Here is a 21,865-nt window from a genome sequence, read left to right as displayed (position 1 = left end):
TCCCAACGATACCATGCGCCCCACGACGCATAAATGATGCCAAGCTGAGATAAAGCAGGCTGCAGTAGAGCGGCTCTCTGATGAATGTGGCTGAGGTGTTGCTGGGGCGACATAGCGGCACCGCGAAGGAAGATCCCGCGCGGTGCCGCTGGCCGATCATGGTGTGGCTACGTGCTACTCAAGCACCGCGCCGTTGCTGGCGTTGGTGACCAGGCGGGTGTAGCGGGCCAGCCAGCCGCGCCGGTAGGCCGGCGTGGTCGGCTTCCAGTCCGCGCGGCGCGCCTCCAGTTCCTCGGCGGAGATCTCGACCTCCAGCCGCCGTGCGCTCAGGTCGATGTTGATGATGTCGCCATCGCGGATGAGGCCGATCGGGCCGCCCTCCGCCGCCTCGGGCGAGACGTGGCCGATGCACAGGCCGCGCGTGCCGCCGCTGAAGCGCCCGTCGGTGATCAGCGCGGTGGTGCTGCTGAGCTCGGGGATGCCCTTGACCATGCTGGTGAGCGCCAGCATCTCGCGCATGCCAGGCCCGCCGCGTGGCCCCTCTTGGCGCACCACGATCACATCGCCGGGCTTGATCCGGCGGTTGACCACCGCGTTGGTGGCGGCATCCTCGCCTTCGAAGACGCGGGCCGGGCCGCGGAACGCCATCTCGTGCTGGTCGACCGCGCCGACCTTGATCACCGCGCCCTCGGGGGCCAGGTTGCCAAACAGCACGCTGAGCGCGCCACGCGCCGAGTGCGGGTTGTCGAGCGAGCGCAGGCACTCGGGGTTGCGGTTGGTGGCGTCGACCAGATTCTCGCCCAGCGTCTTGCCGGTCACAGTCGGCACCCCCAGGTTCAGCGCGTCGGGCTTTTTGGCCAGCTCGGCCAGAATGGCCGAGACGCCGCCCGCATCGTTCACATCCTGGATGTGCCACTGGCGCGTGCCATCCCACGCGGGCGAGACCTTGGCCAGGTGGGGCACGCGGTCGGACACGTCGTTGAAGCGGCTGATCGGGTAGTCGAGGTCGGCCTCGCGGGTGAGCGCCAGCACGTGCAGCACGGTGTTGGTCGAGCCGCCCATGGCCACATCTAGCGCCATGGCGTTGTCGATCGCCTCGGCGGTGACGATGTCGCGGAAGCGGATGCCGCGCTCCAGCAGGTCGAGGATCTGTACGGCGGCGCGGCGGGCCAGCTCGTGTCGCTCGGGCGAGACCGCCGGGATGGTGCCGTTGCCCGGCAGCGCCAGGCCCAGCGCCTCGCACAGGCAGTTCATCGAGTTGGCGGTGAACATGCCCGAGCAGCTGCCGCAGGTCGGGCAGGCGATCTGCTCCAGCTTGAAGATCTGCTCGTCGCTCATCTGGCCCGCTGCGTGCTTGCCCACCGCCTCGAAGACGGTGATCAGGTCGCTGGTGTTGCCCTCCTCGTCGCGGCCAGCCAGCATGGGGCCGCCCGAGACAAAGATGGTGGGGATGTTGACGCGGGCGGCGCCCATCAGCATGCCCGGCGTGATTTTGTCGCAGTTGGGGATGCAGATCATGGCATCGAAGCAGTGCGCGGCGGCCATGGTCTCAACGCTGTCGGCGATCAGCTCGCGCGAGGGGAGCGAGTAGCGCATGCCCTCGTGCCCCATCACGATGCCATCATCCACGCCGATCGTGTTGAACTCAAACGGGATACCGCCAGCGGCGCGCACGGCCTCTTTGACAACCCGGCCAAATTCCTGCAGGTGCACATGGCCTGGGATGATGTCGACATAAGAGTTGCAGATGGCGATAAACGGCTTCCCGAAGTCGGCCTCATCGCGGATCTGGCCGGTCGCCCGCAGCAGGCTCCGGTGGGGCGCGCGCTCGATACCCCGTTTAATCATATCAGAACGCATAACACAGGTCTCCTCAGCAGCACAAAGCGGCAATGTTGATAAACGGCACGACACGCACTCTGTATCGTACCACGCTGGCGTTCATTCGTCGACCAGATCTGGTCGGATGTTCAGGGCCGATACGTCCTCGTTCGGCAGAACATTTCTACCACCAAGACTCCAAGACACTAAGGAATAAAAGAAACGACGACCACGAAGACGCGAAGACACGAAGGGGAGAAGACCAGTTCACCACCAAGACACGAGGACTCCAAGCGGACAAAAGAATGGATGAGGCGCGCTTGGTTGCGCATCCAAGCTCTATGACCGTTGTTCTTCTTGGTGCCTTGGAGTCTTGGTGGTAAAACGGTGCCCCGCTGCCGCCGCTAAAGCGCGGCCAGCAGCGCGGGCAGCAGCCCGATGTGGGCCAGTTCGTGGAAGCTCGGGTTGCCCTCGGGCCGCTCGCCCGCCTCGTGCGCCCATGTCTGCGCGTAGGGCACGTAGGCGGCGTGCCCGCCTACCGCCAGCACGGGCAGGATATCCGAGCGCAGCGCGTTCCCCACCATCAGGAAGCGCTCGGGCGCGATGTCGTAGCGGCGCAGGATGGCGGCGTAGGTCTCGGGCCGCTTCTCGCTCACGATCTCGATGTGGGCGAAGAATCGGCCCAGGCCCGAGCGCGCGATCTTCTGCTCCTGGTCGTAGAGATCGCCCTTGGTGATCACCATAAGCGTGTGCTGCGGCGCGATGGCCTCCAGCGCATCCTGCACGTGGTCTAGCAGCACCACCTCGGCGGCCAGCATGCCCTTGGCGGTGTCGATGATCTGCTGGATGTCGCCGCCGCTGATCCGGCCCTCGGTCAGCTCCACCGCCGTCTCGATCATGGAGAGCGCGAAGCTCTTGATGCCGTAGCCGAAGTGGGCCAGGTTGCGCATCTCGGTGGCGTAGAGCCGCTGCTCGACCCACTCGGGCGGGTGGTAGTGGGCTAGCAGCTGCTTCAGCGTAGACTGGGCGGCGGTGTAGAGCCGCTCGTTATGCCAGAGCGTGTCGTCGGCGTCGAACGCGATCATGTCAAAGTGTGGCACAGTTATTTTCTCCAGCGATCTCGGGGCGAGCGAAAGGGATTGTACCAGATGCGCTGGCACGGCGCGTGCTGTGATCGGTGTGCGTATTTCTGCAAGAGGAGGAGACCGCTATGGCACATCCGCGATCGGATCGACGACGTTTCCTGCGCGCCGTTGGCGCGGGCGGGGTGGCTGCGCTGCTTGCGCCCGCCGCGCCGGGGCTGGCGCTGGCCGCGCCGGGGGCGCAGGCCTCGGCCCCGGCCTACACGCTGCCGCCCCTGCCCTACGCCTACAGCGCCCTTGAGCCATATATCGACGAGCAGACCATGATCCTGCACCATACCAAGCACCACGCGGCCTATGTGGCGGCGCTCAATGGCGCGCTGGCCAGCTACCCCGCGTGGCAGGGCCGCGATATCGTCGATCTGCTCTACCATATCGAGGATGTGCCCGAGGCTGTCCGCACCACTGTGAAGAACAACGGCGGCGGTTTTCTGAACCACGCGATCTTCTGGGCCACCATGGGGCCGGGCGGTGGCGGGCAGCCGGTCGGGCCGCTGGCCGATGCGATCCGCGCCACGTTTGGCGATTTTGCTACGCTGCAGGCCCACATGAACGATGCCGCGAGCAAGCGCTTTGGCAGCGGTTGGGCCTGGCTGGTGCTGGATGGCGATGGCGCGCTGCAGGTGATCGGGCGATCCAACCAGGATGCGCCGGTGATGGAGGGCTACGCCGCCCTGGTGGGCGTGGATGTGTGGGAGCACGCCTACTACCTGAAGTACCAGAACCGCCGCGCCGACTACCTCAAGGCTTGGTGGAATGTGGTCAACTGGGAGTCGGTCGGGCTGCGCTATGCCCAGGCCCGGGCGGTGCTGGCCTAACCTTTTTCGATGCGAAGGCGGCGGGTAGTGCCCGCCGCCTTTTTTTGCGCTACGCCTCGGCGAAGAACGCACCCGCCCGCGACAGTGAGGCCGCGTCGGCCAGCACTTCGCCGGGGCGGTTGCCGTAGCCGCACAGCAGGCCGCCCCAGCGCATGCCCATATACTCGGCGCTTAGCACCAGCGCCCCCAGCAGCGGCTGTATGAACCGTTCTTCGCCGCTGCTGTCCACCGAGATGCCCCACAGCCGTTTGGCGGCCATCTGCTGCTTGAAGCTGGCCGATGGCACGCGCAGCCAGCTGCTCCAGTAGTCGAAGTAGAGCTTGGCGCTGGCCGACATGCTATACCAGTAGAGTGGCGTGACAATCACGATCTCGCTGGCCCAGAGCGTGGCGTCGAGCAGCGTGCGCTCGTGGCCCTGTGGCTCGGGGTAGGTGCCATCGCTGCTGTGGCGGATGTCCTCGAAGGACGGCAGTGGCAGATCGCGCAGGTGCAGCCAGCGCTGCTCGGCCTCGGGCGGGAGCGCGGCGGCGGCGTGGCGGGCCAGGGCTTCGCTGTTGCCGCCGGGGCGGGCGCTGGCGAGCAGGAAGAGGTAGCGGGCATTCGGTTGGGTCATGGGTTTGGTGTCAATCCTTCCTGAGCGATATGATATGGCTGTATTGTATCCCACCGGCGAGAGGCAGCATCTGCGACGTTTGGCGGATCTGGTAGGGTAGCGTTGATACAGAGTAATATTGATATGGTTCAGACGCCGGATGCTTAATTTTGAAACTAACGTGAGTTGCGTTATAATCAACCTATGGAGAACAGGAGCACACATGGCACTCTTTGGCAGCCAGCTTATCGATCAGATCATCGCGCTACTGGCGGCGCACCACCGCAGCCTGTCCCTGCCGCTCGGCGCCGCCGAAGTTGACGTAACAGATTTTGCCGAGGCCCCTATCCGCCGCGACCTCGCCCTGCTGATCGCGGTGGCCAACGGCGAGCACATGCGCAGCGCCGCGCTGGTGGCCGAGGCCGAGCGGGCGCTGGCGGGCCTGATGGCGCTGCTGCGCAGCAACGCGTTGGGCGCGCCCACCACCCTGCCCGACGACTTTTGGCGCAGCGACCTGGGTATTGTGGCCTCGCGGGTGCGCTGGTGGGTCTCGGGCGAAGACCTGATCACCATCAGCAACGCGGCGGCGCTGGCCTTTGGAGCCAACACCCAGGCCAACCGCATGCGCATCGCCCGCGCGATCGAGAGCGGCCTGCTAGAGTGGGTGCCCGACCCCTCGGTGGCTAACCCCCAGCAGAACCGGCGCGTGCTGCGCCCCCAGGTCGAGCGACTCCGCGATCTGCGCGCCCTACCCGAGTGAGGAGCAACCCTATGACCCCCCCTGCGGACACCGCCGAGACCCTGGGCCTGATGTGCGGCTTCCCGCCGCAGGTGCGCGTGAGCCACGCCCAGCAGCTGCTCGGCCCCTACAACCGCTGGAGCTTCCAGAACATCCAGCGGCTCAACCCCACCGCCGATGTGTGGCGCGGCCAGGGCGTGGCCACCGCTCTGCCCCTGGCACCGCGCGATCTCTCGCAGGTGCGCTATCACAACCGCGCCGGGCAGGCATTTAGCTTCGACGACATGGTGGAGATGAGCTACACCGACGGCATCATGGTGCTGCACCACGGCCACGTGATCTACCAGTGCTACCTGAACGGCATGCAGCCGCACACCCTGCACGCCTGGGCCTCGGGCAGCAAGTCGATGACGGGTGTGCTGGCTAGCCTGCTGGCCCACGAGGGCCTGTTCGACCCTGCCGCGCCGATCACCGACTACCTGCCCGAGCTGGCGGGCAGCGGCTGGGCTGGCGCGAGCGTGCAGCAGATCATGGACATGACCACGGCGGTGCAGTTTCGCGAGGATGAGGTCGACCCGATCTCGGAGAACTGGCAGTACAGCGTGGTGATGGGCTGGCGCGCCCGCCCCGAGGGCTACGCCGGGGCCGAGACGATCTACGAGTTCCTGCCCACCATGCGCCAGTCTGGCCCGCACGGCCAGCGCTTCACCTACCTCACCCCCAACACCGATGTGCTGGCCTGGCTGCTCATGCGGCGCAGCGGGCGTACCCTGGCCGGGCTGATGTCCGAGCGCATCTGGCAGCCGCTGCGGGCCGATCTCGATGCACACTGGGTGGTGGGTCCGGCGGCCTTCGAGACTGCCGGGTCGGGCCTGCTGACCACGCTGCCCGACATGGCGCGGTTTGGCCAGATGCTGCTGCAGCGCGGCGCGTTCGGCGGCCAGCAGATCATCCCGGCGGCTGTGGTGGGCGAGATCGAGCGCGGCGGCGAGCCAGTAGCATATGCGAATGGTTCAGCCGCCAACCCCATGTTCCCCCAGGCTTCCTACCACAACCAGTGGTGGTTCTTGGGCAATGATCACCGCGCCTACTACGCGCTGGGCTACGGCGGCCAGATGCTCTACATCGACCCTGTGGCCCAGATGGTGGTGGCCAAGATGAGCTCGTTCCCCACGCCCACCCCGGCTGGCAACGAGTTCTACAGCGCGTTCGCCGCGCTGCCTGTGCTTGGGCAGGTGCTCGCCGCTGAGTAGCGCATACGGCCACGGGCAAATCTCGCCCGTGGCCGTGCTGCCTAGTAGCTATGCGCTGTGCTAGTACGCCTTGGCCGGGTGGCCTTCGTCCTCGGCCTTGCGCACGGCCTCGTCGGCCTGCTGCGGGTTCACGCCCAAGGGTGCGCCGTGGCCGTTCTGCGCGCCGCCCTGGGCGAGGCCCAGGCCCTCGGCCACGCGCCGCCCGTAGTCGGCGTCGCACTGGGTGAACAGCCAGACCATCTTTTCCTGGATCTGGCTGGTGGCTGGTTTGAGGGTGCTGACCAGGTTGGTGATCAGGTCATCGCGCTCCCAGTCCTCGAAGGCGCGGTACTGCGCGCCCGCCTGGGCAAAGTCGTTGGTGCGCTCGATCTTCTGGCGCACCAGCTGGCCGTGAAACTCGGGCGTGTACTCGGCCCCGCTGCGCGGCGACTCGTGCAGGCCTCCCAGCGAGGATGGCTCGTAGTTGACATGGGGGTTCTGCCCTGGCGCCAGGTCCACGCGGTAGGCCATCTGGCCGTCGCGCTGGTTGGTGGCCACCGGCTTTTGCGGCGCGTTGATCGGCAGCTGCAGGTAGTTCGGCCCCACCCGGTAGCGCTGGGTGTCGGAATACGAGAGCGTGCGGCCCAGCAGCATCTTGTCCTCCGAGAAGTCCATGCCGTCCACCAGCACGCCGGTGCCAAACGCGGCCTGCTCGACCTCGGCGAAGTAGTTGACCGGGTTGCGGTCCAGCACCATGCGGCCCACCGGCAGCCAGGGGAACTGGTCCTTGGGCCAGATCTTGGTATCATCCAGCGGGTCGAAGTCCAGCTCGGGGTGCTCGTCGTCGCTCATGATCTGCACCGAAAGCTCCCACTCGGGGAAGTCGCCGCGCTCGATCGCGTCGTACAGATCCTGGGTGGCGTGGTTGAAGTTCTGGCCCTGCAGCTCCTGGGCCTGGGCCTGGGTCAGGTTTTTGATGCCCTGCTTCGGCTCCCAGTGGTACTTGACCAGCACGCCCTGGCCCTGGGCGTTCACCCACTTATAGGTGTTTACGCCCGAGCCCTGCATCTGGCGATAGTTGGCGGGGATGCCCCACGGCGAGAACAGGAAGGTGATCATGTGCATCGCCTCGGGCGTGTGGCTGATGAAGTCGAAGATGCGCTGGCCGTCCTGGCGGTTGGTCACCGGGTCGGGCTTGAAGGCGTGCACCAGGTCGGGGAACTTCATAGCGTCGCGGATGAAGAACACCTTCAGGTTGTTGCCCACCAGATCCCAGTTGCCATCCTCGGTGTAGAACTTGGTGGCGAAGCCGCGCGGGTCGCGCAGCGTCTCGGGCGAGTGTCCGCCGTGGATCACCGTGGAGAAGCGCACGAACACCGGCGTGCGCTTGCCCTTCTCCTGGAACAGCTTGGCGCGGGTGTACTTGGCCACCGGCTCGCCGCCCACGCTGCCGTAGGCCTCGAAGAAGCCGTGCGCGCCAGCGCCGCGCGCGTGCACCACCCGCTCGGGGATGCGCTCGCGGTCGAAGTGGGTGATCTTCTCGATGAAGTGGTAGTTTTCCAGCGTGGCCGGGCCACGGCTGCCTACGGTGCGCAGGTTCTGGTTGTCGTAGACCGGGTGGCCCTGGCGGGTGGTCAGGTTGCTATCGGCAGAGTCCGGCGAGCCGTTGGGCGTGCCATTCTTGGTGTCATCGCTCATGGTGGTTCAATCCCTCTCTTCGGCAGAAGCCGTAAGGCGTGGCAAGAAATATGCCTGCTTCCTTCGGTCGGAATAACACTACCACGCGATATGCCATAAGTGAAATTGATAAAATTGACAGAGCGATCAATTTTATCTATCATTACCCCATGAATTCAATCACACTGGTACAGCTAGAGTATCTGGTTTCTGTTGCGGAGTATGGCCATTTTGGCCGCGCGGCGGCGGCCTGCTGCGTCACCCAGCCCACGCTCTCGATGCAGATCCAGAAGGCCGAGCAGCAGCTGGGCGCGGTGCTGTTCGACCGCAGCCGCACGCCGGTGGTGCCCACCGATGTGGGCCGTAAGGTAGTGGCGCAAGCCCGTGTGGTGCTGCGCGAGGCCGCGCGGCTGGCCGAGCTGTGTAGCGCCGCCGAGGGCCTGGTGGCGGGCGTGCTGCGCGTGGGCGTGCTGCCCACCCTGGGGCCATACCTGATGCCCCAGCTGGTATCGGCGCTGGCCGAGCGCTACCCGCAGCTGCAGCTGGTGCTGGAGGAGCTGCAGACCGAGGTGATCGTGGAGCGGCTGCGCGAGGAGAGCCTAGACATCGGGCTGGTGGCCACGCCGCATGTGGCTGCCGACCTGCTGCAGTGGCCGCTGTTCAGCGAGCCGCTGCTGGGCTATGTGCACGCCCAGCACGCCCTGGCCGGGCACAGCAGCCTGCGCCTGGCCGAGCTGCCGCCCGAGGATGTCTGGCTGCTCTCCGAGGCGCACTGCCTGGGCCAGCTGACCCGCGATCTCTGCCACCTCTCGGGCGGGCGGGGCGAGCAGTGCCTGGCCTTCGGGCGCACCTTCCAGTTCGAGAGCGGCAGCATCGAGATGCTCAAGCAGCTGGTGGCCCACAACGGCGGGCTGACGCTGCTGCCCGCGCTCAGCGTGGAGCCGCGCGCCGCGCTGCCCGACATGGTGCGGCTCATCCCCTTCGCCGCGCCCGCGCCCGCGCGCCACGTGAGCCTGGCCTGCCGCCGCGCCTATGTGAAGCAGCACGCGGTGGCGGCCTTCGCGCAGCTGCTGCTGGCCACCCTGCCCGGCGCGGTGGCGCTGGCCCCGGATGCGCCCGCCGCGTGGCGCGCAGCTAGATGACCCGCAGCGCCACCACGGTCATGTCGTCGTTCTGCGGCGCATTGCCCATATGCTCGTGGACCTTGGCGACGATGGTCTCCACCACCACATGTGGCTCGGCCCCACCCACGCTGCCGAAGGCCTCCTCCAGCTGTGGGAAGCCCCACAGCTGCTTGCCCTCGCTCATGGCCTCGACGATGCCGTCGCTCACCAGCAGCAGCGCATCGCCCGGCTGCAGCTGCACGCGCTGCTGGCGGTAGTGCGCGCCCGGGAAGGCCCCGAGCGGCAGCCCGTAGCTCTCGACGTAGCGCACCTCGCCAGCGCGCCACAGCAGCGGCGCGATCAGCCCGGCGTTGGCCACCTGCACCTCGTCGCGCCCGATCACCAGGCTGAGGAAAGCGCTGTTCTGGCGGCTCTGCACCAGGCGCGGTGCCAGCGAGCTGTTGCACGCGGTCAGCAGCGAGCCGAGATCCTGGTACGACTCGACCAGGGTCTCGAAGGTGTTGAGCACCAGCGCCATCAGCAGCGCGGCGGGGATGCCCTTGCCGCTCACATCGCCCACGGCTACGCCCAGCCGCCCGTCGGCGAACATGTGGTAGGCGAAGAAGTCGCCGCCAACCTCTTTCGCGGGGATGGAGCAGCCCGCCACCTGCACGTGGGGGTGCTGCGGGGTGCTGCTGGGCAAGAGGCTCAGCTGGATGGTGCGCGCCGCTGCCAGCTCGCTGCGCACGCGCTCCTGGGCCTTGAGCGACTGGGCCAGCTCGGCAGTGCGTCGCTGCACCTCGCTCTCCAGCCGCTGGTTCATCTGCAGCAGCGGGTTGAACAGCTGCTGCTGCATCAGCTCATAGGTCATCAGCAGCGTGCCCAGGGTGATGGTGTAGGTCTGCAGTGGCACGCCCGGCAGCGCGATCGCCAGCACGGATGTGAGCACCACCACCACCGCGCCCAGCAGCAGCGGCAGGTGGTCTTTCCACGCGCGGTTGCGCAGCAATAGGAAGATTGCTACGCCCTCATAGATATAGTGGAATGCGGCTAGCCCGGTGGCGATCGGCTGAAGTCCGAAGGCGATGCCGCCATCCAGATCGCGCCGCACATCGGTCAAAATAGCATCCTGCAGCAGCAAGATCATGAAGAAGGTATGGATCAGCGCGCCGCTGATATTTGCCACCAGCGTCCAGCGCCGCCCAATGGGGTAGAAGCTGGTGATGAACCAGAATAGCGTGATGCCCAGCAGCGAGAAGCCCAGGGCGGCCCAGTTGATCAGCGCGGTGGGGTTGCCGCCCAGCTCGGGCAGGTTGACCTGGATGCGAGCGATGAAGCTGGGGGCCATCCAGATGATGATAGCGCTCAGAAAGCACGCGAAGCTAATATTTGTCCACCGCCGAGGCCCCAGCCACAGCACCACTAGCATGGCGGCCAGCGCGACACTGGCGGTGATCGCATTGGCGGCTTGGGCTATCCAGAAGAATAATGGCATGGTCGCCTATGCTTAGTGCGCACGTCGGCGCTGGCTTGTTCGTTAGGTGGCGATATCAGCGATAGGTCTCGCGGGGATAGCTCCATCCGCTCGCAGTACTATAGGATCCACTGCCACCACAGGATTATACTCTGTGTTCGCCACGTGCTGTGCGATTTGCTCGCAGAAGTTTTGCGACGCTGAATATGCGAACCCCTATCGTGACGTTCTTCACGATAGGGGGTTTTTGCTGCATATTCCCTGTTAGGTCTGTTTCTCGCCGTGCTAGAACGTAATCGCGCCCGCTGGCAGTGCCTGAATCTCTACGCCAAAGCTGGTGATCTCGGGCAGGGTGGCGTTATGGTGCTGCCGGATGTCGGCGGCGCTAGCGTGGGGCCGGTCGCGGGTGGTGTGGGCGTCGGCGGCCAGGGTCACGGCGTAGCCCAGCGCCGCCGCGCGGCGGGCGGTGGTGTCCACGCAGAACTCGCTGGCGTAGCCGCAGATCACCACGTGGCGCACGCCGCGCTCGGCCAGCAGCGCCGCAAGCTCGGTGCGCAGGAACGAGTCGGGCGTGGTCTTGCGCACGCGCAGGTCGGCCTTGTCCACCTGCAGCTGGCGCTCAAGCTGCCAGCCCTGGCTCTGGTAGGCCAGCTTGCCCGCATCCTCGTGCTGGATGAAGGCCACTGGCGCACCAGCGGCGCGGGCTAGCTCGGCCAGCCCATTGATCCGCTCCACCACCAGATCGGCCTCGAAGGGCCGTGGTTCGTCGTCAAACAGCCCGCGCTGCACATCGATGATCAGAAGTGCGGTTGACATAGTGCTCCTTATTGCCCAGTACCCGCACTATTATAGAACAGATGAACGCAGCTGCTGGCGGTCGGACATCACTTGTTGTACGGGGGGCGCTTGCCCAGCCATGAAATCGCTATCGAGATAAGCGGGGCGATCGGGAAGAGCGGGTGCTGCCAAATATCGGTAGAACGTTCACCAAGGTAGCTGACAAAATACTGCGCCGCCGCCCCAAGATAGACGAGCAAGGCCCCAGCCGCCAGCCCTATGGCGGCCCATCGCCGGAGTGAGTCGAGCTGCTGATCTTGCAGCAGCTGGGGGAGCTTATCGGCATAGTCGATTGCCCAGATCAGCAGGAAGATCAGCACGATCGGTAGAAGATCGAGCCTGCCATCGAGCGAATCGAGCACCCAGCCAAGCAGCATCAGCCCGCCAAATACCCGCAAGCACCTGCGCACCATCCCAAGCTGCGGGCGGTAGACCGCGCTCAGCAGGGCTACCACCCCTGCGCAGGCGGCGCTTATCTGGAGCCATGGCCGTATGATCGGCCAGCCAGTGAGCCACTCGGCCAGCACGGCGAGCGCCCCTGAGACCAGCAGGAGCAGCCCGCCCGCCACGGTCGTGATCGCAAACCTGTTTTCCCACGATTGGGCCCGAGCGGAGAGCGGCAGTGGAGAAGGAGTTGTGTTCATCGGAATGTCGCACGAAATGCAGCGTACGATCTGTACGCCTTGAGATGATCTACGACTAGGGGCGAGGTGGGTTTCAGCTATGCTTGGGCACAGCAGCAATACTCACCATTTGATGGCGCTGATATTCAGCAGGCCATCTGGTTGCTGCTCATTGCCCCACGGGGTATTAGCGGATCCGCTAGGGGTGCGGATGCGGGCAGGTGGGTGGGAGGATCTTACGGCCTTGTGATGCCTCGGCGAGCTCTTGCTTATACTGCACTGGCGTCTTGCCCACCACCTGCTTAACCGCAGTAATGAAATGCTGCTGGCTGCTGTAGCCAAGGTCGTAGGCAATGGCCGCCCAGTCGGGCTGGTCGGTCTCACGGATCTGCTGGAGCGCAGCCAGCAGCCGGTGGCGCTGCAGCAGCCACTTGAGCCCTACGCCGATGTAGCTGCGAAATAGCTGCTGGAGCCAGCGCTCGCTTCGGGCAAATGCTCTCGCCACCTCACGCACGGTCTGAAGGTCGTGGTCTGCTTCGATCGCGCGAATGATCTCGTTGACAAGCTCAATATTGGCGTCGCGCTGTGGGTGCCTGGTGCGAAGCAGCTGGAAGAGGGCGTCAACTGTGGCTAGGTCATCCAGCGTCAGCAGGCGCGCAATCACCCCGCTGTCTGTCTGGGGGAAGACCTGCTGGATATCGATGATCTTCTCTTGAACTGTGGCGATGGCACCATCCCAGAACGCGTGGAACGCCGCAGGGCGAAGCCGGATGCCCACGATTCGTCCGCTGCCCGCCGCACGATAGGTGCGTCGCCCACAAAAGGTTCCCTGGATACCAGACTGCTGGTCTGATACAAAGATATCAACGTATGGCCGATGCATAACCTCTTGGGATTCGTAGGTGTCGTTCTCCTTATCCCAACGAACGGTCCAGCCATGCTCGATAAATGGCGCAAGGTCGGCGGGGGGCGCGTAGGTGCAGAACTGGATGTGGTGCGCAAAGCCACCGGGGTCCAAGCGCCCCCGTGGCTCGTACAGCTCTGCGGATTTCTGTAAGACATCTGCCATGGTGCTTGATAGTATACAGGCAGAGCAGCTTTCTTGAAAGGAGCATCGCCGTGGTGAGTTCGCACTTTCTCCGTGGGATGGCCACCGTCAACTTCTGGGCCGAGGACGTACGAGCCGCGCGCGATTGGTATAGCGCCCTGTTTGGCGCCGAGCCCTACTTTCAGCAGCCCAACGCCGAGCAGCCAGCCTATATTGAATTTCGGATCGGCGATGATGCCGACGAGTTTGGGATCATTGATCGGCGCTATGCGCCGCAGGCGATGCGGCCCGGCCCAGGGGGCGCGATTCTCTTCTGGCATGTCGATGACATCGCGTCGGCCTTCGAGCGACTTATAGCGCTGGGCGCGCAGCCATGTGATCCGATCACCAAGCGCGGCGACAGCGGCTTTGTGACCGCATCCGTCGTTGACCCGTTTGGCAACATCCTGGGAATCATGTACAACCCGCATTATGTGGCCATGCACGAGCGGGGCGCTGGCGCAGCGCCCCCGCCCGGCCCTAGCGCTTCATGAGAGACGACGCACCAGCCAGAAGCGACCGCTTCTGGCTGGTGCATGGTGTGCGGTGCCTACCCCATCGGCGGGCTGTGCAGGCCTACCCGGTTGCCCTCGGTGTCGCGAATGAAGGCGAAGGTGCCCTGCGGGTCGATGGATGTCTCCGGCAGCAGCACCTGGCCGCCAGCAGGCTCGACCCGCCCCAGCGCTGCGGCCATCTGATCGCCGACGCTGAGGTAGATGATCGTGCCGGTGGTCGCGGGCTGCAGGTCTTCGCGCAGGACGATCGCGCCGGAGACGACGCCCGGACCGCCGGGCAAAAAGCCGTGCGGGTCGCCTTGGAACGCGCCTTTGCTGATCTCTACGCCCAGGACGGCGGTGTAGAACGCGACCGCGCGGTCGAAGTCGATGGCGGGGATCTCGAACCATGTGATGGTGTGCTGCATCTCGCTTGCCTCCTCGATAGTGGTGTGTACGGAACATGCACAGCATACTCGCGCCGAGTGACATCCCTATGTCAGCAGCGTTGCGCAGGTTATCGGGCGTGCTCTCGGTGCGGCACTTCATCGGGCGCATACCGCAGCAGCAGCGCCTCTGCCTCGGCGCGCAGCCGCTGTGCCAGCGAGGCTGGCTCTAGGACGCGCGCGTGTGCGCCCCACCCAAGCAGCCACTGCAGCACATCGCTCTCGTGGCGCACCCGCAGCGTCACCAGCAGCCCGCTGGCGGTTTTCTCATTCGAATCAATATAGAACAGCGAGTCCTCGCGCACCCAACGAGCGACGGCGGCATCGAAGAGCACGCGGACAACCAGCTGCCGCTCGCCGCGAGCAACCTGCCCAACCGCGAAATCTGATGGGCGCGCAAACAGCCGGGGCAGCAGCGAGAGCCGGTCGATCCGGTCGAGCCGAAAGTTCCGGATATCGCCGCGCATGTGGCAGTGCGCCACCATGTACCAGTGGCCAGCCACAAACACCAGCTCATAGGGGTCGGCCTCCCGGTCGAGCGAGTGGTCGCCAGCCTGGCCAGCGCGGGCGTGGTAGTGAAAGCGCAGGGTCTGCTGCTTGATGATCGCCCACCGGATGGTTGGCAGTTGCTCAGCCTCGGTCCTGCGCCCTGACTGAAAGAACTGGATCCGCTCTTGGATCGACTCAACCTGTGGGCGCAGGTCATCTGGCAGCACGCCGCTGATCTTCCGCCCGGCGTTGCGGGCCGCCGCCCGATACTCGGCATCGAAGCTCTTTGCCATCACATCGCTGCCAAGCAGGAGCAGCAGCGCCTCCTCAAGCGTGAAGCGCAGCGGTGGCAGAAAGTAGCCCTCAACGAGAGAGTAGCCTTTGCCTGGCTCAGACACCACCGGCACGCCCGCCTCGCAGAGCGCCAGCACATCACGGTAGATCGTGCGCTTGCTTACCGCAAACGCCGCGGCGAGATCCTGGGCGCGGCGCTGCCCACGGGCCTGAAGCTCCAGTACGATAGCCAGCAGACGGTCGGTACGGTTCATATGCTGCACCAGGTCTATGTGCCGCAAGGCCACCGCTGAAATGTGGCCTTGCGGCAGAAGCGTAGATACCTTTATTCGTGTGTGTGCCGCTGGCTCACGCTGTACGCCTATTGATCTTATCACGAACTTGGGGTGAATCGTCCGCGCGCTGCTTGATCTCTGGCTTGCTGCGCGTAGCTGGTGCCTCTAGCCCTACCCCTGGGTTCAAGGTTTCAATCCGCCGGGTGGGCGGCCTGGTGCGGCTTATCTCGATCACGATGCCTAGCTCGCGCAGGGCGCGCACGTCGCGGTCGATCATGGGGCGCATGCTTGGCCCCACTGGGTAGGCGTCGCGCACCAGCACGAACAGGTCGGCGCGGGTCTGCGGCCCCTTGCGCAGGGCGTCGAGCAGCGTCACGAAGCGGTAGAGGCTGTGGGTGAGCGAGTTCATGTCTGGCTGCCTATCTGTTGAGCGTCGCTTGGGCGCTACTATAGCATAGCTTCCTGCTTGGTGTGGGTGATTGCCTGACGGAGGATAATATCTTGTATTTTTACGCCTATCGGTGTTTTTAAGAGGGAAAGACACTTAACAAAAGCTTAAAGTATAAAATTCGTCATATTGTGAGCGATAGCCCCTATGGTCGGTGTTGCCCTAATGCGTGCGATAAATGATCCGAGATGCATTAAATAGTTTACAAGAGCAAGAGATGTGCTATACTGGCGGTGAAATTCTGGTGATGAAGGCCGCCATTGATGCCCAGTCGCATGGCTCTGTAGAAGCAGGATGGATGCCGCTATGCCCCGACGCCCTCGCCAGGGAGATTCGCCGCTTGTCGCGCTGGATGCAGCGCAGCCCACCGCCACGGCAGCCGAAGCCCCCGCGTCAGCCTACGCCGACCGCCCGTTTGCGCCCCCCGCGTCGGCGGTCGAGCAGCCCCAGTCGCTCCCCGAGTCGTTCTCCTTCGCGCATATCCCGCTCAGCGCCGCAGGCCAGGGCGTGGCGCTGCAGCCCTCGCTGCGCGTCAGCGCGCCCGGCGACCGCTTCGAGCAGGAGGCCGACGCGGTGGCGGCGCAGGTGATGCGCGCGCCCGCCGCTACGCCGCCGCCGGTGAGCGCGGTGGGCCAGGGCGGCGCGGGCGTGGCGGCCACGCCCCAGGTCGAGCAGCAGATCGGCCAGCTGCGCGGCGGCGGCAGCCCGCTGCCCAGCGGCGACCGCAGCTTCTTCGAGCAGCGCATAGGGGCCGATTTCGGCCACGTGCGGGTGCACACGGGCGATCAGGCGGCCATGGTGGCGCGGCAGATCAACGCGCGGGCTTTCACCGTGGGCAGCGACATCGGCTTCGACCGTGGCGAGTACGCCCCCGGCACCAGCGCGGGCCGCGAGCTGCTGGCCCACGAGCTGACCCATACCATGCAGCAGACCGGCGGCGTGGCCACCAAGCGCGTGCAGCGCAAGGCCCCCGAGGGCGCATCCCAGGCCGCCGAGGCTGCGCCGCCCGAGGCCAAGGCCGCCGCCCCCGAGGTCGCCAGCGAGCAGGCCGACATGCCCGACGAGGTGGCCGGGGTCGAGGTGGCGGTCGAGCAGAAGCCGCCAGCGGGGGCCGCCGAGGCGGCGGCTGCGGCGGTGGGCGAGCCGGGCAGCCCGGTGCAGAAGGGCCTTGCGAAGGCCGCTGCCGCTGGTCCGGCCAAGCAGATCGAGGGCCAGCAGCAGAAGCTGCAGAAGCAGACCGAGGATGGCGCGGCCAAGGGTCAGCAGGAGGAATCGGCCAGCGAGGCCAAGCCCAACGATGCCGCTGGCCAGCTCGACGCGGCCAGCGCCGGGGGCAAGGCCCAGCTCGACGCCGATGTGGCCCAGGCCCACGGGCAGGCGGTAGATGCCAGCAACGCGCTGGCCGCCACCCAGGCCGAGGCCGGGCAGGCCGCCAAGGGCGTGGTGCCCATGGCCCCGCTCAACATGAACGCGGTGCTGCAGCAGGCGGGCTACGACCCCACCCCCGTGGAGGAGCCGGAGGCCAAGGCGGGGCAGGCCCCCGCGCCCGATCAGGATGCCGACAGCGGCCTGGTGTCGCTGGATGTCGAGGGCGGCCAGGCCGAGCTTGAGAAGATCCGCGCCCAGGCCCAGTCCATGGTCAGCGGCTTTATGGTGGGCGCGACAGGCCGCGTGCAGGGCGCGCTCTCGCTGGGCCACACCATCCCCGACCGCATTAACGCGCCGGTCGCCGCCGCCCAGAGCGCGATCGCGGCGGGCGTGCAGAAGCAGCGGGCCGCGATCAGCGGGCGCTTCGCCCAGGCCCGCAGCGACGCCGAGGCCAAGGCCGCCGCCCAGCGCGCCCAGATCGAGTCGCAGTACAGCGCGGCGGTCGCCTCCATCCAGGCTGGCTCCTCGCAGGCGCTCCAGCAGATCGACACCGGCTCGCAGCAGGCTGCCCAGCAGATCCAGCAGCAGAGCACGGGCTACATCCAGTCGCTCGGCCAGCGCTACGCCCAGGCCGCCCAGCGCTGCCGCGACCTCGGCCAGCAGATCGGCGGCGAGGCTATGGCCATCGGCGAGACCATGGCGGCGGGCTACCTGAGCCAGAAGATCAACCGCTCCGACAGCCTGCTCGATGGCCATCTGACTGACAACCGCTGTGAGGCCCGCGCTAAGGCTGCCCGCGAGGTGGCCAGCGCCTACCAGAAGCAGCTGGTGGAGAACGCCAACGCCCAGGCCGGCCAGATGAACGTGGGCCAGCAGCACGACGCCCAGGCCTTCACCGCGATCGTCACCCAGTCCACCGCCACGCTGGGCCAGCAGCAGCAGGCGCTGCGCCAGCAGATCCAGGCGGCGGCGGCGGATGCCCAGCAGAAGGCCGCGCAGCTGCGCACTAGCATGCTCGGATCGGTCGGCCAGAGCCTGGCCCAGACCATCGGCTCGCTCAACGCCCAGGAGGCCGCCCAGCTGCAGAGCGCCTCGACGGTGGGCCAGCAGCAGAGCGCGGCGGTGGCGGCGGTGGGCAAGAGCACCATCGCCTCGATGCAGCACGCGATCAGCGAGACGGTGGGCGGCCTGAAGAAGACCCTGGCCGATGTGCCGAACATCTACAGCCAGACCCAGGTGCCCGACCTGCAGAAGCTGAACGAGACGCTCGACGCGACCATGGCCCAGATCGACGGCAGCGTGACCGCGCTGCAGAAATCGATCGACAGCAGCATGATCACCGCCGAGCAGCATTTTACCCAGCAGAGCGCCGACGCGCTCCAGGCACTGGCCGATGTGGGCAACCACGCCGCCTCGATCGCGGCCTCCTCGGTCGGCTCGTTCTCGGCCAGCATGGCCCAGCTGCAGTCGAGCGCCAAGACCGGCTTCCACCAAGTGCAGGAGTCGTTCACCAAGACGGCCAAGGGCATCGAGAAGACCGCCAGCGATGGCTTCGCCAAGGCGGTGAAGGATGCCGACCAGTCGTTCAAGACGGTGAGCAAAAATATTGATACCGGCCTGGCCGATGGCACCACCCGTCTAGAGAAGGCGCTGCGCTCCAGCCTAGCCGACATGCGCGGCAAGATCCAGCAGGAGGCCGACGCGGCGGCGGCCAAGGTGCAGCCGCGCTGGAAAGGCATCGCCAAGATCGCCCTGGTGGTGGTGGTCACGCTGGCGGTGGCGCTGGTGATCGGCCCGGCGGTGATCGGCGTGGTGGGCGCTGCGGCGGGCACGCTCTCGTTTGTGGGCGGCACGGCGGCGGCGATCATCGGCGAGACAGTGGGCGGCGCGCTGGCCTGGGGCGCGGCCAGCGCCATCATCCAGATGGGCAACAACCTGATCGACGGCAAGAGCGTGCTGGACATGAGCGTGCTCAAGGCCTTTGGCACCGGCGCGCTGGGCGGGGCGATCGGCGGCGCGGTGGGCGGCGCGGTCAGCTGGGCCACAGCGGGCGCGACCACCCTGAAGGTGGTGGTTGCCAGCGTGGTCGGCAACTCGGCGGTGGGCGGCCTCAACGAGCTGATCAGCCACGGCACCGATGGCCACTTCGTCAGCGCGCTGGTGGCGGGCGCGATCACCGGCCTGCTGGGCACCGGGGCCAAGGGCCTGATCGGCAAGATGCAGGAGAGCTTCAAGCGCGAGGTGGTCGAGAAGGTCACGACGGTCGTCACCGACGTGGTCAGCAAGGCGGTGACCAAGCTGATGACGACCGATGACAAGATCTCGGTGACGGATGTCATTCAGTGGTCGCTGATATCGGGTATTAAGAACGGTGTCAAGCTCTCGGGCAAGTACAAGCCGACCGACCCGAGCGCGGCCCAGGCGGCTGGGCAGAAGCCCGGCCAGGTGGCCGACGCCAGCCAGAAGTGGGGCCGCAGCTTCTTCCCCGAGGGCCAGAAGAAGATCGACGACCGCAAGGCCGAGATCGACAACAGCAAGAAGGCTGCGGCCCCGGCTGCCGATGCCAACGCCAAGGCGCCAGATGCTAACGCCAAGGCCCCGGACACAAGCGTGAAGGCCCCCGATGCCAACGCCAAGGCCCCCGATGCCAATGTCAAAGCTCCCGACACAAGCGCGAAAGCCCCGGACACGGGCGCGAAAACTGGCGATACTGCCGCCGCGCCGCCGAAGACCAGCGCGCCGCCGCCCGCCGCCAAGGTGACGGGGGCCGACATCGCCCGCAGCCAGAACCGCCCCGATGCGCCATCGGGCTACCACTGGGCCAAGCAGGGCGACGACGCGATCATCAAGCGCAACCCGGGCAGCGCAGGCACGCTGCCCCAGCTGAAGTATGATAAAGATACAAATGACTTTGTCGAGGTGAAGTAGCGGGCGTGAGCGCGCGGCGGGCATCGGCCACATGCCGATGCCCGCCGCGTGTGTTTTTGCTATACTACCGCTGCGGCCCCAACGATAGCGTAAAGCGACAGGAGCGGAGCGATCATGGAAGAGACGCTATGGGTGAATACGGCGGGCGACCGCTATTTTCTCATTCCAAATACCATAACGGTGCAGCCCGGCAACTACCCGATCCTCTCGCTGGCCCAGGAGCGGCGGGCCAGCGTGAATGCGGCGGCGCTTGAGACGTTTGCGATCGGCGAGGCCGAGGCCCGCGCCCGCTTCATCGCCGACAACGGCCCGCTGTTCGACGAGACCATCCGCACGCTGCTGGCCAGCTGGGAGACTACGATCAAGCCGCAGCTGGCCGGCGTGCCCGAGCTGCTGCAGCAGGTGCTGGGCATCCTGCTGGGTGTCGCGCCGCAGCAGCTGGGCCAGCACCCCGAGCTGGCTGGCCAGCAGTCTGCCGAGCTGCTGCGCGAGCTGGCCCAGGTGATGTCGGCGGCCTCGGCCCCCACCAAGGGCGAGCGCGCCCTGGCCCGCGCCCAGGCCCGCGCGCTGCGCAAGCGCCTGAGCGACCAGGGCATCGATGTGGACAAGCGGCTTGAGGAGATCGCGTCGGATCTGGTGCCGCGCGAAGATTTGGCCAAGATGCTCGATCAGTGCGCCGCCGCGCTGCAGCGGGCCAGCGTCGATTCGGAAGACCAGCTGCGCGAGTTGTTCGACACGCTGGAGCGCGACTTCGGCGCGCTGGTGGCCCCCGACCCTGCCGAGGAAGAGCGCCAGCGCCAGCAGCGGCTGCGCGGCTACCGCAAGAGCGCCGACGACGCTATCGCCGCCGCGCTGCGGGCGCAGGGCCTGACCCCGGCGGCGGATCTGCCGCCCACCCCCACCAAGCGCGGGCGGCGCTAGCGCTGTTTTGCCCAACGATCATAGGGTGTGAGGCACGGCTGTGTCGCACACCCTGCTGCTATTTCCACGCGCTGCGGATAGCCTTGATCGTGCCCGAGATCCCGCCGATGATCATCAGGAAGCCGGTTCCCACGAAGCTGAGCAGACGCGAGCTGCCGCGCAGCGAGATCATGCGGTAGCCGCCGCTGTAGCCGCGTATCAGCAGGTAGCCGCAGCCGAAGAACAGCGCGATGCCGCCGAGCAGGATGGCCACGCCGAAGATGATCATGAACGGGCTTTGGCGGCGCGCGACCGCAGCGTGCTGGTGTGTCTGCACATATTCCACGATCTCCTGCGCCTGCTGCCAGCTGTAGCCAAACTCGTCGCAGAGCGTGCGGCAGATCTGGTCTGGCTCAAGGTGGCTGGCCAGCCCGCGAATGGCGCGGTCGACCGCCCGCTGGGCGTAGGGTGGGGTGTCGGCCTGCGCGACGCTAGGCAGGATGAGCGTGGGCGCTGCTACGGGGGCGGGGGTGGGATCTGGCTGCGCAATGCTGGGCATGCTGAGCGTGGGCACGGTCGCTGCCACTACTGGGGGCGGCTCGGGCGCGGCAGCTTGGTCCAGCGCACGGGCGCTCAGCGTGTCGTTTTCCCCGGCGAGCGGGCGGATGATCGAACGCGCGGGTGGTGTGGCCTGCGCATTGGCCCCGCCCAGCATTGCCAGGCCGCGCTGGGCGGCGGCGTTCTGCGGGTTGATGCGCAGCACCTGCTCTAGGCAGCTGCGGCGCTGCTCTGGGTCGGCGTGGAGTCCGGAGAGCCAGAGCCAGGCTTGCTCGCACCGTGGGTCGAGTGCGATGGCCTGGGCGAGCTGCTGGCGGGCGTCGGTCGTGTTTCCAGCTTTGGCGGATGCGATACCCTGCTGCACATAGGGCGCAGCCAGGCGCTGCTGTGTTTCGTCGCTCATCTCGTTTTGTCTTCTGAAAATAGATATGTTGATAGGCACGGTGAATGCGCGAGAGCGCTATAGTATAGCATATCTTCTTGGATGCAATCTATCGTTGAATTGCTATCTGCCCAGCGG

19 protein-coding genes are annotated in these 21,865 nt (G+C 66.2%); 7 read left to right on the top strand and 12 right to left on the bottom strand.

Annotated elements, in window-relative coordinates; genetic code table 11:
- Positions 1 to 174: 174 nt before the first annotated feature.
- Both ilvD and F8S13_01135 read right to left on the bottom strand, forming a co-directional pair.
- The gene (ilvD, locus tag F8S13_01140; GenBank protein KAB8145720.1) at positions 175 to 1,860 is read right to left on the bottom strand and encodes a dihydroxy-acid dehydratase; all 1,686 of its coding nucleotides are present in this window, start codon (positions 1,858 to 1,860) and stop codon (positions 175 to 177) included.
- 365 nt (positions 1,861 to 2,225) lie between these two features.
- On the bottom strand, positions 2,226 to 2,906 hold the full coding sequence (locus F8S13_01135) for an HAD hydrolase-like protein (protein KAB8146075.1): 681 nt from the start codon (positions 2,904 to 2,906) through the stop codon (positions 2,226 to 2,228).
- 125 nt (positions 2,907 to 3,031) lie between these two features.
- On the opposite strand from F8S13_01135, the gene F8S13_01130 reads away from it, so the two are divergent.
- Positions 3,032 to 3,781, top strand: coding sequence for a superoxide dismutase (locus tag F8S13_01130; protein KAB8145719.1), 750 nt, complete (start codon positions 3,032 to 3,034; stop codon positions 3,779 to 3,781).
- 49 nt (positions 3,782 to 3,830) lie between these two features.
- Here F8S13_01130 and F8S13_01125 read toward each other — a convergent pair whose 3' ends face one another.
- Entirely contained in the window at positions 3,831 to 4,394 is a 564-nt protein-coding gene (locus F8S13_01125) for an NAD(P)H-dependent oxidoreductase (protein ID KAB8145718.1), read from the bottom strand.
- A 202-nt stretch (positions 4,395 to 4,596) separates the two neighbouring features.
- Here F8S13_01125 and F8S13_01120 point away from each other — a divergent pair, with 202 nt between their 5' ends.
- Together F8S13_01120 and F8S13_01115 are read left to right on the top strand one after the other, a co-directional pair.
- On the top strand, positions 4,597 to 5,133 hold the full coding sequence (locus F8S13_01120) for a hypothetical protein (protein KAB8145717.1): 537 nt from the start codon (positions 4,597 to 4,599) through the stop codon (positions 5,131 to 5,133).
- A gap of 11 nt (positions 5,134 to 5,144) precedes the next feature.
- A complete protein-coding gene (locus tag F8S13_01115) occupies positions 5,145 to 6,365 on the top strand; it encodes a serine hydrolase (GenBank protein KAB8145716.1) in 1,221 nt (406 codons plus the stop codon).
- Between the two features lie 60 nt (positions 6,366 to 6,425).
- Here F8S13_01115 and F8S13_01110 read toward each other — a convergent pair whose 3' ends face one another.
- A complete protein-coding gene (locus F8S13_01110; protein KAB8145715.1) occupies positions 6,426 to 8,042 on the bottom strand; it encodes a catalase in 1,617 nt (538 codons plus the stop codon).
- Positions 8,043 to 8,092: 50 nt separating this feature from the next.
- Here F8S13_01110 and F8S13_01105 point away from each other — a divergent pair, with 50 nt between their 5' ends.
- The gene (locus tag F8S13_01105) at positions 8,093 to 9,163 is read left to right on the top strand and encodes a LysR family transcriptional regulator (GenBank protein KAB8145714.1); all 1,071 of its coding nucleotides are present in this window, start codon (positions 8,093 to 8,095) and stop codon (positions 9,161 to 9,163) included.
- Here the strand turns inward: F8S13_01105 and F8S13_01100 are convergent.
- From F8S13_01100 to F8S13_01085, 4 genes are all read right to left on the bottom strand, one after another.
- A complete protein-coding gene (locus F8S13_01100) occupies positions 9,156 to 10,619 on the bottom strand; it encodes a PP2C family protein-serine/threonine phosphatase (protein ID KAB8145713.1) in 1,464 nt (487 codons plus the stop codon). The genes F8S13_01105 and F8S13_01100 overlap by 8 nt on opposite strands.
- A gap of 264 nt (positions 10,620 to 10,883) precedes the next feature.
- A complete protein-coding gene (locus F8S13_01095; protein ID KAB8145712.1) occupies positions 10,884 to 11,414 on the bottom strand; it encodes a cysteine hydrolase in 531 nt (176 codons plus the stop codon).
- Between the two features lie 68 nt (positions 11,415 to 11,482).
- Positions 11,483 to 12,079 carry a hypothetical protein gene (locus F8S13_01090; protein KAB8145711.1) on the bottom strand — a complete coding sequence of 199 codons (597 nt, stop codon included), beginning with the start codon at positions 12,077 to 12,079 and terminating at the stop codon, positions 11,483 to 11,485.
- A 178-nt stretch (positions 12,080 to 12,257) separates the two neighbouring features.
- Entirely contained in the window at positions 12,258 to 12,941 is a 684-nt protein-coding gene (locus F8S13_01085) for a helix-turn-helix transcriptional regulator (protein ID KAB8146074.1), read from the bottom strand.
- Positions 12,942 to 13,204: 263 nt separating this feature from the next.
- On the opposite strand from F8S13_01085, the gene F8S13_01080 reads away from it, so the two are divergent.
- A complete protein-coding gene (locus tag F8S13_01080) occupies positions 13,205 to 13,639 on the top strand; it encodes a VOC family protein (protein KAB8146073.1) in 435 nt (144 codons plus the stop codon).
- Between the two features lie 56 nt (positions 13,640 to 13,695).
- Here F8S13_01080 and F8S13_01075 read toward each other — a convergent pair whose 3' ends face one another.
- From F8S13_01075 to F8S13_01065, 3 genes are all read right to left on the bottom strand, one after another.
- A complete protein-coding gene (locus tag F8S13_01075) occupies positions 13,696 to 14,067 on the bottom strand; it encodes a VOC family protein (protein ID KAB8145710.1) in 372 nt (123 codons plus the stop codon).
- Positions 14,068 to 14,156: 89 nt separating this feature from the next.
- Positions 14,157 to 15,122, bottom strand: a complete 966-nt coding sequence (locus F8S13_01070; protein ID KAB8145709.1) for a YafY family transcriptional regulator — start codon at positions 15,120 to 15,122, stop codon at positions 14,157 to 14,159.
- A 94-nt stretch (positions 15,123 to 15,216) separates the two neighbouring features.
- The gene (locus tag F8S13_01065; protein KAB8145708.1) at positions 15,217 to 15,552 is read right to left on the bottom strand and encodes a hypothetical protein; all 336 of its coding nucleotides are present in this window, start codon (positions 15,550 to 15,552) and stop codon (positions 15,217 to 15,219) included.
- Between the two features lie 333 nt (positions 15,553 to 15,885).
- Here F8S13_01065 and F8S13_01060 point away from each other — a divergent pair, with 333 nt between their 5' ends.
- Positions 15,886 to 19,887, top strand: a complete 4,002-nt coding sequence (locus F8S13_01060; GenBank protein ID KAB8145707.1) for a DUF4157 domain-containing protein — start codon at positions 15,886 to 15,888, stop codon at positions 19,885 to 19,887.
- Between the two features lie 114 nt (positions 19,888 to 20,001).
- Positions 20,002 to 20,808 (top strand): hypothetical protein, encoded by an 807-nt coding sequence (locus tag F8S13_01055; GenBank protein KAB8145706.1) that lies wholly within the window; start codon positions 20,002 to 20,004, stop codon positions 20,806 to 20,808.
- A 58-nt stretch (positions 20,809 to 20,866) separates the two neighbouring features.
- On the opposite strand, the gene F8S13_01050 is transcribed toward F8S13_01055, so the two are convergent.
- Positions 20,867 to 21,748, bottom strand: a complete 882-nt coding sequence (locus F8S13_01050) for a hypothetical protein (GenBank protein KAB8145705.1) — start codon at positions 21,746 to 21,748, stop codon at positions 20,867 to 20,869.
- Positions 21,749 to 21,865 lie beyond the last annotated feature (117 nt).

It is taken from the genome of Chloroflexia bacterium SDU3-3 (assembly GCA_009268125.1).
GTDB lineage: Bacteria > Chloroflexota > Chloroflexia > Chloroflexales > Roseiflexaceae > SDU3-3.
Note: the sequence above shows the minus strand (reverse complement) of the source record. Positions and strands in the feature narration are given on the sequence as shown.

Coding starts and splice junctions, on each gene's coding strand:
- F8S13_01110 (KAB8145715.1), bottom strand. CDS start 8,042: ATGAGCGATGACACCAAGAATGGCACGCCCAACGGCTCGCCGGACTCT.
- F8S13_01105 (KAB8145714.1), top strand. CDS start 8,093: ATGCCTGCTTCCTTCGGTCGGAATAACACTACCACGCGATATGCCATA.
- F8S13_01125 (KAB8145718.1), bottom strand. CDS start 4,394: ATGACCCAACCGAATGCCCGCTACCTCTTCCTGCTCGCCAGCGCCCGC.
- F8S13_01060 (KAB8145707.1), top strand. CDS start 15,886: ATGGATGCCGCTATGCCCCGACGCCCTCGCCAGGGAGATTCGCCGCTT.
- F8S13_01095 (KAB8145712.1), bottom strand. CDS start 11,414: ATGTCAACCGCACTTCTGATCATCGATGTGCAGCGCGGGCTGTTTGAC.
- F8S13_01100 (KAB8145713.1), bottom strand. CDS start 10,619: ATGCCATTATTCTTCTGGATAGCCCAAGCCGCCAATGCGATCACCGCC.
- F8S13_01075 (KAB8145710.1), bottom strand. CDS start 14,067: ATGCAGCACACCATCACATGGTTCGAGATCCCCGCCATCGACTTCGAC.
- F8S13_01065 (KAB8145708.1), bottom strand. CDS start 15,552: ATGAACTCGCTCACCCACAGCCTCTACCGCTTCGTGACGCTGCTCGAC.
- ilvD (KAB8145720.1), bottom strand. CDS start 1,860: ATGCGTTCTGATATGATTAAACGGGGTATCGAGCGCGCGCCCCACCGG.
- F8S13_01090 (KAB8145711.1), bottom strand. CDS start 12,079: ATGAACACAACTCCTTCTCCACTGCCGCTCTCCGCTCGGGCCCAATCG.
- F8S13_01080 (KAB8146073.1), top strand. CDS start 13,205: ATGGCCACCGTCAACTTCTGGGCCGAGGACGTACGAGCCGCGCGCGAT.
- F8S13_01050 (KAB8145705.1), bottom strand. CDS start 21,748: ATGAGCGACGAAACACAGCAGCGCCTGGCTGCGCCCTATGTGCAGCAG.
- F8S13_01120 (KAB8145717.1), top strand. CDS start 4,597: ATGGCACTCTTTGGCAGCCAGCTTATCGATCAGATCATCGCGCTACTG.
- F8S13_01055 (KAB8145706.1), top strand. CDS start 20,002: ATGGAAGAGACGCTATGGGTGAATACGGCGGGCGACCGCTATTTTCTC.
- F8S13_01115 (KAB8145716.1), top strand. CDS start 5,145: ATGACCCCCCCTGCGGACACCGCCGAGACCCTGGGCCTGATGTGCGGC.
- F8S13_01130 (KAB8145719.1), top strand. CDS start 3,032: ATGGCACATCCGCGATCGGATCGACGACGTTTCCTGCGCGCCGTTGGC.
- F8S13_01085 (KAB8146074.1), bottom strand. CDS start 12,941: ATGCATCGGCCATACGTTGATATCTTTGTATCAGACCAGCAGTCTGGT.
- F8S13_01135 (KAB8146075.1), bottom strand. CDS start 2,906: ATGATCGCGTTCGACGCCGACGACACGCTCTGGCATAACGAGCGGCTC.
- F8S13_01070 (KAB8145709.1), bottom strand. CDS start 15,122: ATGAACCGTACCGACCGTCTGCTGGCTATCGTACTGGAGCTTCAGGCC.